11 protein-coding genes are annotated in these 13144 nt (G+C 68.9%); 7 read left to right on the plus strand and 4 right to left on the minus strand.

Going from position 1 to position 13144, the window contains the following annotated elements; all coding sequences use genetic code 11:
* The 3 genes from ACFCV3_RS15745 to ACFCV3_RS15755 all read right to left on the minus strand — a co-directional run bounded on the left by ACFCV3_RS15745 (position 1) and on the right by ACFCV3_RS15755 (position 4160).
* Positions 1 to 3003: a BTAD domain-containing putative transcriptional regulator gene (locus ACFCV3_RS15745; protein ID WP_376030676.1), complete on the minus strand. Its 3003-nt coding sequence runs from the start codon at positions 3001 to 3003 to the stop codon at positions 1 to 3.
* A gap of 24 nt (positions 3004 to 3027) precedes the next feature.
* Entirely contained in the window at positions 3028 to 3285 is a 258-nt protein-coding gene (locus ACFCV3_RS15750; RefSeq protein ID WP_376030678.1) for a hypothetical protein, read from the minus strand.
* A 95-nt stretch (positions 3286 to 3380) separates the two neighbouring features.
* Complete coding sequence (locus ACFCV3_RS15755) at positions 3381 to 4160, minus strand: hypothetical protein (protein ID WP_376030679.1); 780 nt, start codon at positions 4158 to 4160, stop codon at positions 3381 to 3383.
* Here ACFCV3_RS15755 and ACFCV3_RS15760 point away from each other — a divergent pair.
* Positions 4159 to 5121, plus strand: coding sequence for an LLM class F420-dependent oxidoreductase (locus ACFCV3_RS15760; RefSeq protein WP_376030681.1), 963 nt, complete (start codon positions 4159 to 4161; stop codon positions 5119 to 5121). The two genes, ACFCV3_RS15755 and ACFCV3_RS15760, sit on opposite strands and share 2 nt — an antisense overlap.
* 551 nt (positions 5122 to 5672) lie before the next feature.
* Here the strand turns inward: ACFCV3_RS15760 and ACFCV3_RS15765 are convergent.
* On the minus strand, positions 5673 to 7031 hold the full coding sequence (locus ACFCV3_RS15765) for a lytic transglycosylase domain-containing protein (RefSeq protein WP_376030683.1): 1359 nt from the start codon (positions 7029 to 7031) through the stop codon (positions 5673 to 5675).
* A gap of 246 nt (positions 7032 to 7277) precedes the next feature.
* Here ACFCV3_RS15765 and hemL point away from each other — a divergent pair, with 246 nt between their 5' ends.
* The 6 genes from hemL to ccsB are packed head-to-tail and all read left to right on the plus strand — an operon-like array spanning position 7278 to position 13143.
* Positions 7278 to 8597, plus strand: coding sequence for a glutamate-1-semialdehyde 2,1-aminomutase (gene hemL, locus ACFCV3_RS15770; RefSeq protein WP_376030685.1), 1320 nt, complete (start codon positions 7278 to 7280; stop codon positions 8595 to 8597).
* 37 nt (positions 8598 to 8634) lie between these two features.
* Positions 8635 to 9258: a histidine phosphatase family protein gene (locus ACFCV3_RS15775; RefSeq protein ID WP_376031345.1), complete on the plus strand. Its 624-nt coding sequence runs from the start codon at positions 8635 to 8637 to the stop codon at positions 9256 to 9258.
* Positions 9258 to 9824 carry a TlpA family protein disulfide reductase gene (locus ACFCV3_RS15780; protein ID WP_376030687.1) on the plus strand — a complete coding sequence of 189 codons (567 nt, stop codon included), beginning with the start codon at positions 9258 to 9260 and terminating at the stop codon, positions 9822 to 9824. The genes ACFCV3_RS15775 and ACFCV3_RS15780 overlap by 1 nt, the downstream gene beginning before the upstream one ends.
* A gap of 4 nt (positions 9825 to 9828) precedes the next feature.
* Complete coding sequence (locus tag ACFCV3_RS15785) at positions 9829 to 10572, plus strand: cytochrome c biogenesis CcdA family protein (RefSeq protein ID WP_376030689.1); 744 nt, start codon at positions 9829 to 9831, stop codon at positions 10570 to 10572.
* Between the two features lies 1 nt (position 10573).
* Positions 10574 to 12160 (plus strand): cytochrome c biogenesis protein ResB, encoded by a 1587-nt coding sequence (locus ACFCV3_RS15790; protein ID WP_376030690.1) that lies wholly within the window; start codon positions 10574 to 10576, stop codon positions 12158 to 12160.
* Positions 12157 to 13143: a c-type cytochrome biogenesis protein CcsB gene (gene ccsB / locus ACFCV3_RS15795; protein WP_376030692.1), complete on the plus strand. Its 987-nt coding sequence runs from the start codon at positions 12157 to 12159 to the stop codon at positions 13141 to 13143. The genes ACFCV3_RS15790 and ccsB overlap by 4 nt, the downstream gene beginning before the upstream one ends.
* The last annotated feature ends 1 nt before the right edge of the window (position 13144 follow it).

The raw sequence follows: 13144 nt of genomic DNA on the forward strand, positions 1-13144 counted from the left end.
CTATTCCGAAGAAATCTCCAGCAAATCGTATCCTGCGGTCGCAACGACCGAGGGAAGCTGGAGATCGTCCACACCGATCCCGAGATCTCGCAGCAGGCCGACAAGTTCTGAGTGCAGTCGGCCGGCTCGATCCTGCTCGCCCAGGGCCGCGTGGACCGCAGCGAGCCGGGCCAGGTCGTGGGCGACCTCGAGCCGTACGCCCTCGCGCCGATGTCGCAGCAGGGCCCGCTCGAGCAACGGGGCCGCCTCAGCCGCTCGCCCACGGGCGAGCAGGATGTCGGCGCGGACGCGCAACTCCTCGTCGGTCGGCTCCGAGTTCGGTATGCGCGGGCCGCCCGACGCCGAGCTGTCGTTGAGGATGTGTTCGGCGCGACAGACGTCATCGGCGCGCAGCGCGATCGCCGCTCGGGTCTGGGCGATGTCGAGCAGGACGTTGCGGTCCTCCAAGCTCTTGGCGAGCTGTTCGGCCTCGTCCAGCGCCAGCTCAGCTGCCGCCGCGTCGCCGGTCAGTGCGAGGCAGTCGGCGTAGGTGATGAGCCAGATGCTCAATCGCCGAGACGGCCCGCGCGCCCGTTCAGCCTGCAGGGTCTCGGCGACCAGCGTCGCACCACGGACAGGGTGTCCGGTGCGTGCCAGCATGATGCCGAGGTGTCCGCGGGCCAAGGCCACCATCGTCGCGTCGTGACGCGCCGCCGCACCGGACGAAGCTTCTTCGAACCGTGCCGCCGCCTCCTCGAAGCGACCGAGCTCGCGCAGCGCACAGCCGAGCTGCACCAGGGCGCTCTGCTCCATCGACCCGGCATCGAGCTGGCGGGCGACGGCGAGCTGTGCCTGTGCGAGATCCACCAGCTCGGAGAATCGACCCGCCTCGGCAGCGGTGTGGAACAACGACCGCAGGACGCCCCGGCGCAGAACTGGGTCCGAACAGTCGACGACCCGCCGCAGCAGACCCGTACGGACGTGTGTCTCGCCGCGGACCACGAGGTAGCCGTCCGAGCGCAGCGCGAGGGCAGCTGCCAGATCGAGCTCACCGGCGCGGCTCAGCGCGTGGACGAGGTCGCGGATGCTGTCGATCTCCGCGTCGAACCAGGCTGCGGGTTGCTCCGCCGCGACGGAGACCCGACGAGGTGGGAGACCCGCCGGGATCGTGGCGCCGTCCGGACCGATCACCGGACGCAGTCCGTGACCGATGCCGTCGTCGGCCTGCGAAGCCAGTCCCAGCCAGGCCATGGCGGCGGCACGGCGGCAGCGCGCGACAGCGCTCACGTCCTCCTCGCGGGCAGCGCGCTCGCCGGCGAATGCAGCCACGAGAGGGTGCAGGGTGAACCGGAGTTGTCCCGCGGCATCACGACCGCACGGCTCGACGAGATGGACGTCGACAAGCTCATCCAGCGCCCGTGAGCCCAGGAGTACGTCGCCTTCCAGCGCCACGCCGGCGAACCAGGCCGGCCAGGTCGTCACCGCAACGGCGGCGACCCGCCGGAGCAGTCGCTGAGCGGGTCCGGACAGGTGTCCGTCGTACGACAGCGCGATGCTGGCCCGAACGTCGACGTCCCCGATGGCGAGCTCGTCCAGGCGGATGTGCTCCTCGCTGAGATGGTCGACGACCTCGGACAGGTCGACGGCGCCGGACGCCAGCCGGGCAGCGACGACCATCAACGCGAGGGGAAGGTGCCCGCACAGCTGCACGGCAGACCTGGCGAGTCCCGGTGCCGGCTCGGTGACGTCCCGACCTGCCTGCAGCAGATCGACGGCGACCTCGGTCGACAGCGTGGGTACGTTGCGGCGGATTACGTCGTCAAGGCCGGCGAGCCGGTGACGTGAGGTGACGATCGCGGCCGAACGCGGCGACGGTGGGAGCAGGTCGCGGACCTGTCGTTCGTCGAGGGCGTCGTCCAGGACCACCAGCACGCGGCGGTTCGCAATCGCACTGCGGTAGAGCGCCAGCCGTTCTTCACGCCGAACGTGGGTTGGGGGAGCGGTGACGCCGAGCGCACGGAGGAACCGGTCGATGACCTCGTCGGGGTCACGTGGATCGCGCGCGGTGCCGTCCAGCTCGGCGTACAGGGTGCCGTCGGGGTACCCGTCCTGGACGCGGTCGGCGAGAACGACAGCAAGCGATGTCTTGCCGATGCCGCCCGCTCCGACCAGAAGCACCGTGCCCGGACGCGGTTCAGGCGTCCGTAGGACATCGGTCAGCGGGCCGAGGATCTCGTCACGGCCGGCCAGTGAGATCGGGCGGGGCAGTTGACGCGGCACGTGCCGAGGAGAGGCCGACGGTGGATCGGCATCCCGCAGAAGGCTGGAGTGGGTCTCCTGGAGATCCGGCCCGGGCTCGACACCGAACTCGTCGACGAGCCGGCGTCGTAGATCCTGGTAGGCGCCGAGAGCCTCGGTACGTCGGCCGCTTCGGGCCAGGGCGCGCAATCGAAGGTCGTGCAGGCCTTCGTGCAGTGGATCGGCGGCCAGCAGGGCTTGCACCGTCTCGAGAACGCCGGCGTGATCGTGCGTCGCGAGCTGCGCCTGCGCGAGTGCTTCCCCGGCCGCAACCCGCTCGCGGTGGAGCGACTCGCGGGTCGCCGCGGCCCAATCACCGGACAGGTCGGCGAGAGCGTCCCCGCGCCACAGCGACAACGCGGTGCCCAGCTCGATCCGGGCGTCGTCGTACTGCTTGTCCTGCAACTGCTCCCGCCCACGGAGGACGGACAGCCGGAATTCGTGCAGGTCGAGTCCGTGGTCGGTGAGAGCGAGCTGATAACCCAGTGGACGGGTCACGATGAGGGCCCCGGTCGGGTCCAGCTTGCGGCGCAGCCGAGCGATGATGTTGTGCAGCTGCTGCCGGGCGGACCGCGGCGGGCACGACCACACCGTGTCGATCAGCCGGTCGGACGGCGTGACCCGGTCGGCGTTGATGAGCAGCATCGACAACACGAGCCGCTCCCGGCCGCCGAGCGCGCTGGGCTCGGCGGCCACCTCGACCGGTCCGAGAACGCGAAAGTACACACCACATTCTCGGTCAAGGTCGGGTCAGCTGCGGAGGATCAGGTGCCAGTGCGGGTTGTGCGTGCTGACGTAGGTGCAGCTCCAGGACCAGCCGTAGTACGGGTTGGTCGGGGACGGGTTGCCGGTGATGTTCTTGCCGGACTGGTTGCAGGCGCCGCTGGTGCTGTACCAGCCGCCGTTCGCTGTGGCGGCCGACGCGGTGCCGGTGGTGGCGAGCGACACCGCCAGGACACCGGCGGCGAGTGCACCGGTCAGCGCAGCAGACTTGCGGAACGTGGACATCGTGGCTCCTTCCTGAGGCCCGCCGCGAGCGACGGACCAGACGGGATGACGCGCACAGGTTCGCCGAGCACGCTCACCATCGGCTCACCGTTCGCTCACAACGCCACCGGCCGCATATGCGGCCGCTGCCCGCCGGCCAACTGGAACCGGACCAGTTCCGCGGCCGGGATCCGCAGCTCGCCGAGCTCTTCGGTACGTCGCTCTGCCACCCAGTCGATCAGTTTCCGGGGCTCGGGGATGTCGCCGGTGAAGTGCAGCAGGTTCACGTACCAGATGTCACGCCGCCCGTACGGCCGCTCGAACCACCCGTCCGGACCCAACTCCAGCGCGAGCCGATCCATGAACTCGTCAGCTACGTCGTCGGCCGGCTCCGCAGCAGCCATCACGCTGCCCGGGGTGAGCGTCAGCCCGGTGACTCGCATTCGGAAGGGGGCGGCCGCCGTACGCGCTATTGCGCTGAGATATCGCGCGCAGGCCGGATCGCCCGGTGGCACCTCGCTGCGGTAGCCCTCCAACGCTCGCACGGTGAAGTGGGCCGATCCGAGTTGCCCGGTCTGCCAATGGCCGGGCCCCGCCAGTTCGGCGGCTTCCGCGGTCAGGTCGTCCAGGAACGCCGTACCGGCGGGAAGAATCACCGACAACGGCCAGCGCCCGCCCTCCGCCGGCGGTTCGTCACGGGAGTGTGCACCGGCGGCGATCAGCGGTGCGGCCTGGTCGAAGAGCTCGTCGAACTTGCTGATGATTCCTCCTCGGATCGGATGCCGGGGGATACGACGCCGGAAGCGATTCAGAAGTTCTAGTGGTCCGATTGAGAACGAATTAGAGGGCTGGGTGGATGGACCCGGGGCCCTGCTGGTGGAAAGGATGGAGACCATGACTACACGTTTCGGTTTGTTCGTGCCGCAGGGCTGGAAGATGGATCTGGCGCAGATCGCGGATCCGGTGGAGCAGTGGGAAGCAATGACGGCAGTGGCGAAGCGGGCCGACGAGCAGTCCTGGGACTCGATCTGGCTGTTCGACCACTTCCACACGGTGCCCGAGCCGAGTGACAACACGACGTTCGAGTGCTGGACGGCGACCGCCGCGCTGGCCCGCGACACCCAGCGGGTGAACATCGGCCAGATGGTCGGCTGCAACGGCTACCGCAACCCCGCGCTCTACGCGAAGATCGCCTCCACCGTCGACGTCGCCAGCCACGGCCGCCTGTACGCCGGAATCGGCGCCGGCTGGTACGAGCACGAATGGAAGGCCTACGGCTACGAGTGGACCGACGTGAAGCCGCGGATGGCCGCCTTCCGCGAGGCCACCGAGATCATCCACCGGATGTGGACCGAGGACCGCCCGGTCGTCCAGGGCAAGTACCACTCGATCGACGGCCCGATCAACCTCCCCAAGGGCGCCGGCAACAAGAAGCCCAGCCTCTGGATCGGCGGCGGTGGCCCGCAGGTCACCCTCAAACTCGTCGCCCAGTACGGCGACGCCGCGAACATCGGCGGCGGCAACCCCGAGGTGATCCGCGAGAAGGTCGCCGTCCTCAAGGACCACTGCGACAAACTCGGCCGCGACTACGACTCGATCATCAAGTCGACCGGTATCAACGCCTTCCCCATCGACAAGGGCGACGACCCGAAACTCGCCACCGACCGCGCCCGCGGCCCGCTCGACTGGGACCGCTTCTCCAACGACAACAACATCGAGACCGAGGACGAGCTCGCCCTCCGCGTCGAAGCCGCCCTCGAAGCCGGCGCCGACTACGTCATCTTCTACGTCCCCGGCGTCGCCTACGACCTCAACCTGGTAGACCGAGTAGAGCAGGTCGCCAAGCGCTTCAGCTGATCCCCGCGCGAAACCCCCTCGCGGCCGACTACGCGGTCCACCCCACCCACCCTCCTGCGCTCGCAACGCTCGCTGACCTGCTCGCTACCGCTCGCCACGACCACATGTCGCGTGCGGCGCAGGCAGGTGCAGCGGCTCCACGACGCGGGCGACGTGGAGCGGGGAGCCGCGAGGGCCCGCCACACGGTCTGTGGGTAACTCTGCGGCGGATTGCGGACCGCCAGCACTCCACAAGTGCGTCCAACGGCAGCTGTCACGCCTGAACACACCGCGCAACCCGCAATTGTGGAGTGCTGCGCGTCCGCGGCTATGGAGGCTCGAGCGCATTGGCCCACGTGGCTGACAGCTGCGCCGACCCCGCAGCTCACGCGACCTGCAGTCAGGGCGAGCGGTAGCGAGCAACCCCAGCGAGCGTTGCGAGCGCAGGAGGGTGGGCGAGGGTGTACGACCCGGCGTAGAAAAGGGCGACGCCACGGAGCTGGGGGGGAGTAGCTCCGTGGCGTCGCCAGGCGCGCCTAGGGAGGGGTGGGGGCAGGCGCGCCGTCTGGGGGTCAGCCGCCGAGGCCTCCGCCGAGGAGGAGGCCGAGGAGGGAGAGCAGGTTGCGGATGACCTGGTCGACGGCTTTGGCGCCGCCGGTCTGGTAGGCGGTGACGCACTTCTGCAGGTGGGCCTGGGTCGGCTTGGTGATGCCGGCCTTCTTCATCTCCGACTGGCAGTACGTCGTTGCGTTCGACAGCTCGGTGACTGTGCTGCCGACCGTGCCGACGATCAGGCCGACGGCGGTTTGCAGCGTGGCCACGCCCGGGGCCGGGGGCTTCGGCGAGGTGGTGGGGGGCTTGGGGGACGACGGGGTGCCGGGCTCGGTCGGCTTGGTGGTGGGGGGCTTGGTGGCCGTTGGTTTGGTGCTCGGCTTCGGCGGGGTCTTGGTGGGGGTGGTGCCTGGCTTGCCCGGTTGCTCGACCGTGCCGGTGGTCGGGGTGGGCTGCGGGTAGGACTGCTGGTCGTTGGCCTGCGGGAGGTTGTCGTCCGCGGGGGCGTCGATGTCCGGGTTGTCGATCTGGTCACCGGCCCGGTCGACGCCCTGGTTGCCGTCTTCGGTGCCGTTGCCGACCGCGATCCAGCTACCGGTCGCGTACGCCTTGGCGATGTTCATCACCAGGTTGGCGTAGTCGGTGGAGTGGTTGTAGCGCAGCAGGGCCTTGGTCAGGTCGCTCGCCTTGGCCATGTCGGTCGACCCGGAGCACAGGTAGACACCGGCCGACATCGCCGCGTCGTCGATGTCCTGCGGGTTCCGCACACCGTCGCCGTCACCGTCGACACCCATCGAACGCCAGGTGCCGGGGATGAACTGCATCGGCCCGACCGCGCGGTCGAACGCGGTGTCGCCGTCGAACGAACCGGCGTCGGTGTCGTTGATCTTGGCCGTCTTCGTCCCGTCCAGCCGGGGCCCGAAGATCCCTGGTACGGCGACGCCCTTGCTGTTCAGCATGCTGCCGCCGAAGCGGCCGTGGTTCGACTCGACGCGGCCGATCGCGGCGACCAGCGTCCACGGTAGATGGCAGGTCGGATCGGCCTGTCCCAGCAGTTGCTGGGTCCGCGAGTACGCCTTCAGTGCTGCCTTCGGAATGCCGTTGCGGGACAAGCCGGACACCACCTGGTTGGCCGGCTCACCTGGCTCGACACCGTGACCCACCACGCCCGGCACCGGCACGTTGGCCGGCTCCGCGATCGGTGTGTTCGGTACGACGACCGAGTCCTTACCTGACAGTCCTTGGTCCAGCGACGCCGTGGCGACCGCCGGATCGTCGGTTGCGCTGACGGTGAACGCGCTCGCGAACAACGCCAGCGGAACGAGCGGCGCAACGGACCGCCAGCCGTTTCCCGTGGCGCGGCGCTTGCCCTTCGCCATCGATGATCCCCTCCGTGACTCATCGACCTGTCCAGCCCCACGCCGCGAACAGGTCCTTCGTCGTTGCCGGTCAACCGTCGCAATAGGTACAACGTCCGCCCCGTTGCGTGGGTTACGCGCCGGACCTCGACCGTGTACGTGCAGTCACCCGGGTACCCATACTGGCCCGTAACAACGCCGCTGTGAACCCCTCGGCAGCGCGAATCCTGCCGCCCGCCCACCGAGTGCGCGGGTCTGTCGGGAAGAATGGCCGCCGTGCCCGACCACACAGAACAGTCCGCCGCGCTCTTCGACAGGGCCTCCGCTGTCACCCCGGGTGGAGTCAACTCTCCCGTCCGGGCGTTCCGCGCCGTCGGCGGCGTGCCGCGCTTCATGACCAGCGGTGATGGAAGTCACATCACCGACGTCGACGGTAACCGCTATCTCGACCTGGTCTGCTCCTGGGGCCCCATGCTGCTCGGCCACGCGCACCCCGAGGTGACGGCCGCCGTCCAGGCCGCGGTCGCCCGCGGGACGTCGTACGGGACACCGACCGAGCCGGAGGTGCTGCTCGGTGAGGAGATCGTCGCGCGGACGCCGGTCGACAAGGTGCGGCTGGTCTCGTCCGGGACCGAGGCGACGATGTCCGCGCTCCGGCTGGCCCGCGGGTTCACCGGCCGTGCGAAGATCGTGAAGTTCGCCGGCTGCTACCACGGTCACGTCGACGCGCTGCTCGCTCAGGCCGGCTCCGGCGTGATCACACTCGGTATCCCCGGTACGCCGGGAGTCACCGAAGCGACCACCGCCGACACGATCGTGCTGCCGTACAACGACCAGGCCGCCGTCACCGCTGCCTTCGCCGAGTACGGCGACCAGATCGCGGCCGTGATCACCGAGGCCTCGCCCGGCAACATGGGTGTCGTCCCGCCCCGGGACAACTTCAACGCGTTCCTCGCCAAGACCTGCACGGACCACGGCGCGCTGTTCATCTCCGACGAGGTGATGACCGGCTTCCGGATCACCAAGTCCGGCTGGTACGGCGTCGACGGCGTCCGGCCCGATCTGATGACGTTCGGCAAGGTGATGGGCGGCGGCTTCCCGGCTGCGGCGTTCGGCGGCCGTGCCGACGTGATGGCCCACCTCGCCCCCGAGGGCTCGGTCTACCAGGCCGGGACCCTGTCCGGGAACCCGATCGCCACCACCGCCGGCCTGACCACGTTGCGGCTGGCAACCGACGAGGTCTACGCGAAGCTCGACCGGACCGCACTGACCATCCAGGGCCTGGTGAGTGCCGCCCTGGACAAGGAAGGTGTGCCGCACGTCATCCAGGCGGCCGGGAACCTCTTCAGCGTCTTCTTCGTGGAGTCTGAGGAGAAGAGCGTCATCACGAACTTCGCCGATGCCGGCGAGCAGGTGCTGCCGAGGTTCGGTGCGTTCTTCCATGCGATGCTGGACGGCGGGGTGTACCTGCCGCCGAGCGCGTTCGAGGCCTGGTTCGTGAGCAGCGCGATCGACGACGACGGGCTCGCCGAGATCGAGTCCGCCCTCGCACCCGCGGCTGCTGCAGCGGCCGCCGTACAGAACTGAGAGGCAAGCGGTGACCGAAACGACGGTCGTGCACGTGATGCGTCATGGCGAGGTGCACAACCCGACCGGCGTGCTCTACGGCCGGATCCCCGACTTCCACCTGTCCGACCTCGGCCGCCAGATGGCCGATCGGGTGGCGGAGCACGTCAAGAACCGCGACATCGTGCACCTGGTCAGCTCGCCGCTGGAGCGGGCCCAGGAGACGATGGAGCCGATCGCCTCGGTGTTCGGGATCACCCCGGACATCGACGAGCGGGTGATCGAGGCGGCCAACCTGTTCGAGGGCAAGAAATTCGGCGTCGGCGACGGTGCCCTGAAGAACCCGAGCGCCTGGTGGCTGCTGCGCAACCCGGTGAAGCCGTCCTGGGGTGAGCCGTACCAGCAGATCGTCCGCCGGATGCGGGACGCGATCGAGACCGCCCGGCAGAAGGCCGCCGGGCACGAGGCCCTGATCGTGTCGCACCAGCTGCCGATCTGGATCGTCCGGTCCGCGATCGAGGGCCGCCGGCTGTGGCACGACCCGCGCAAGCGGCAGTGCAGCCTGGCCAGCGTCACCTCGTTCACCTTCCACGGTGAGTCGATCGTCTCGGTCGGCTACTCCGAACCGGCCAAGGACCTGCTACCGGTGAAGAACCCCAAGAAGTTCGTCGGCGGCGCGTGATGAAGTTCCGCCGTACGGCGTTCCTCGCAGCGGGCGTCCTGCTGATCACCGGATGCACCACCGGTCAGCAGTCGGCGCAGAACCGGGATGGTCAGTCCGGCTTCGTCAGTGGCACCGGCAATGTGTCGGTCTTCGCCAAGGCCGACCGCAAGCCGGCCCCGGTGCTGAGCGGCGACACCCTGGACGGCAAGAAGTGGACGCTGTCCGACCAGCTCGGCAAGGTCGTCGTCCTGAACGTCTGGGGCTCATGGTGCCCACCGTGCCGCCAGGAGGCCCCCGACTTCGTGAAGGCCGCGGAGGAGCTCGGTACGTCGGTCCAGTTCGTCGGACTGAACACCCGCGACCTCGACCCGGCCCCGGCGCGCAGGTTCCAGCAGGAGTTCAAGGTTCCGTACCCGAGCGTCTACGACCCGTCCGGCAAGGCGCTGCTCCGGTTCCGCGGCCAGATCTCGCCGAACGCGATCCCGACCACGCTCGTGATCGACAAGGACGGCAAGGTCGCGGCCCGCGCGATCGCGCCGATCACCAAGGACACGTTGCTCGGCATGGTCAAGGACGCTGGTTGAGCTGATGGGTCAGTGGTTCGCCGACGCCATGACGGGGTCGATGCTGGTGGCACTGCCGATCGCGGTGCTGGCCGGTGCGATCTCGTTCTTCTCACCCTGCGTCGTACCACTGCTCCCCGGCTACCTGTCCTACGTGACCGGACTGTCCGCGGCCGAGCTCGGCTCGAACCAGCGCGGCCGGATGCTCGCCGGTACGGCGCTCTTCGTGGCCGGGTTCTCGGCCGTGTTCATCCTGACCGGGGTGCTGTTCGGCAAGGCCGGTGACCTCCTGATCGACCACCAGGGGCTGATCACCAAGGTGCTCGGCGGGGCGACCGTCGTACTGGGGCTGGTCTTCCTCGGCGGATTGGGCTTCCTGCAGAAGGATCTGCGGGTGCACCGGGTCCCGGCGGTCGGGATCGCAGCCGCGCCGCTGCTCGGCGTGCTGTTCGGTTTCGGCTGGACGCCCTGTATCGGGCCGACCCTCGGAACCGTGATGACACTCGCGACGACCGAGGGCAGTGTCGGGCGCGGCGCGTTGCTGGCCGGGGTGTTCAGCCTCGGGCTCGGGATCCCGTTCGTCGTTGCTGCGCTGGCGTTCCGGCGGATGCTCGGCGCGGTCGCGTGGGTGCGCAAACACCAGTTGCTGGTGATCCGGATCGGTGGCGTGATGATGATCGCCGTCGGTCTGCTGCTGTTGACAGGAGTGTGGGATGTGATGACCGCGGACCTGCGGCAATGGGTCGCCAACTTCGGGTCGGCGGTGTGAGATGACCGAGGTCAAGGACCGCATCGCCGCCGGCTCCAGCCCGGACGGGCGCCCCGACCTGCCGGCCCTCGGCTTCGTCGGCTGGCTGCGCTGGGCGTGGCGGCAGCTCACCTCGATGAAAACCGCGCTGGTGCTGCTGTTCCTGCTCGCGCTCGGCGCCGTACCGGGCTCACTGATCCCGCAGACCGGGGTCGACCCGATCAAGGTCGCCGACTTCCTCGAGATGCATCCGAAGCTCGGCCCCTTCTACGACAAGCTCGGTCTCTTCGACGTCTACAAATCAGCCTGGTTCTCGGCGATCTACCTGCTGCTGTTCATCTCGCTGATCGGCTGCGTCGTCCCCCGGCTCGGCGTCTACCTGAAGGCCGTTCGCTCCCGCCCCCCGAAGCCGCCACGCAACCTGAACCGCCTGGCCGGCTTCGAGACCTTCACCGTTGACGACGACCCGGACGCCGTACTGGAGTCCGCTCGCAAAGAGCTGCGCCGGCGCCGCTTCCGGGTCGAGTCGTACGACGGCGCGATCGGCGCCGAGCGTGGTTACCTCCGCGAGGCCGGCAACCTGCTCTTCCACTTCTCCCTGATTCTGGCGCTGATCGGCGTGGCCTGGGGTTCGCTGTTCGGTTACCGCGGCACCGTGCTGGTTGTCGTGGGCAACAGTTTCGCCAACTCACTGGCCCAGTACGACGACTTCACGTCGGGCGCGGCCTTCGACACCGAGAACGACCTGCCGCCGTTCGCGCTGACCGTCAAGGACTTCGAGGCGAAGTTCCAGGAAAGCGGTCCGCAGAAGGGCGCTGCGCGCGAGTTCAACGCCGATGTCAGCTACCAGGAGACGCCGGACGCGCCGGAGAAGTCGTACGACCTGCGGGTCAACCACCCGCTGAAGCTCGACGGCAGCAGCGTCTACCTGCTCGGCCACGGTTACGCGCCGAAGGTGACGGTGAAGGACGGCAGCGGACAGGTCGCGTTCTCCGGGCCGGCGCCGTTCCTGCCGCAGGACGGCAACTTCTCGTCGTTCGGCGTGATCAAGGCCCCGGACGCGCGACCGGTGACGCTGGGCTTCGAAGGCTTCTTCCTGCCGACCGCGCTCATCGACGATCTCGGCCCGCGCTCGGTCTTCCCCGACGACCTGAACCCGGAACTGGTGATGACCGCCTTCTACGGCCGTCCGCAGCCGGAGACCGGGAAGCCGGAATCGGTGTACCAGCTGGACAAGACCAAGCTGACCCAGTTCGAGAAGGACGGCGACAAGCTGCGCTTCCAGCTCAAGCCCGGTGAGAGCCTGGCGCTGCCCGACAAGGCCGGCTCCATCACCTTCGACGGGTACAGCCGCTGGGTGAAGCTGCAGGTCAGCCACACCCCCGGGACCGGTCTCGCACTCGGCGGTGTCGTGCTGATGATCCTCGGGCTGATGGGTTCGCTGTTCATCCACCCGCGACGTACCTGGGTGCGGGTCCGCACCGAGGACGGGCGTACCGTGGTCGAGGTCGCGGGGCTGGACCGGGGTCCTGAACGCGGTCTCGGCGACGAACTGCAAGCCATCACCAAAGCTCTCAACCCCTCGAGCACGCAGGAGAAGAAACCATGAGTCCGGAGACCTACGCGCAAGTCTCCAACCTGCTGATCCCGACGGCCACTGTGATCTACGCGATCGCGATGGTCTCGCACGCGTCCGAGTGGGCGATGGGCCGGGCGGTTGTGAAGGTCGAGGCGAAGGAAGAGGTCCTGGTGACCTCCGACGGCCAACCGGTCTCGAGCGGTACGGCGACGGCTGCGGCCGGTCCGGCCGACCACGACGCGCCGTCCGTGCGGATGGCTGCGGCCAGCCGCATCGGCGTGCTGCTGACCTGCCTGGCGTTCGTCCTGCACCTCGGTGGCGTGGTGACTCGTGGGCTGGCCGCGGGGCGCGTGCCGTGGGGCAACATGTACGAGTTCTCCATCACGGCGTCCCTGGCGGTCGCGGTGGTGTACCTCGCCTTCGTGCAGCGGTACCGGCTGCAGTGGCTGGGGCTCGGGGTCACGCTGGTAGTGGCCGCCGTACTGGGGCTTGCGACGCTCGCGCTCTACACGCCGGCCGGTCCGCTGGTGCCGGCACTGCACTCGTACTGGCTGGTCATCCACGTCTCGGCGGCCGCGATCTCCGGTGGCGCGTTCACCGTCGGCGGGCTCGTCTCCGTGCTCTACCTGATCAAGGCCCGGGCCGAGCGCAAGGTGCTGGACGGCGGCTCGATGTCGACCGCGCTGAGCCGGCTCCCGAGTGCCGAGGCGATGGACGGTACGGCGTACAAGGTGCTCGCGTTCGCCTTCCCGCTGTGGACCTTCGGCGTACTGGTCGCCGGGCCGATCTGGGCCGAGTACGCCTGGGGCCGGTACTGGGGCTGGGACCCCAAGGAGGTCTGGTCGCTGGTCACCTGGGTCGTGTACGCCGCCTACCTGCACGCGCGGGCGACGGCCGGCTGGCGTGGCCGCCGGGCCGCCACGATCGCGATCATCGGCTGGTTCGTCTTCATCTTCAACTTCGTCGGCGTGAACCTGCTCGTGTCCGGCCTGCACTCGTACGCCGGGGTCTGAC

The sequence above is a fragment of the Kribbella sp. NPDC056345 genome (assembly GCF_042262745.1).
Taxonomy (GTDB): domain Bacteria; phylum Actinomycetota; class Actinomycetes; order Propionibacteriales; family Kribbellaceae; genus Kribbella.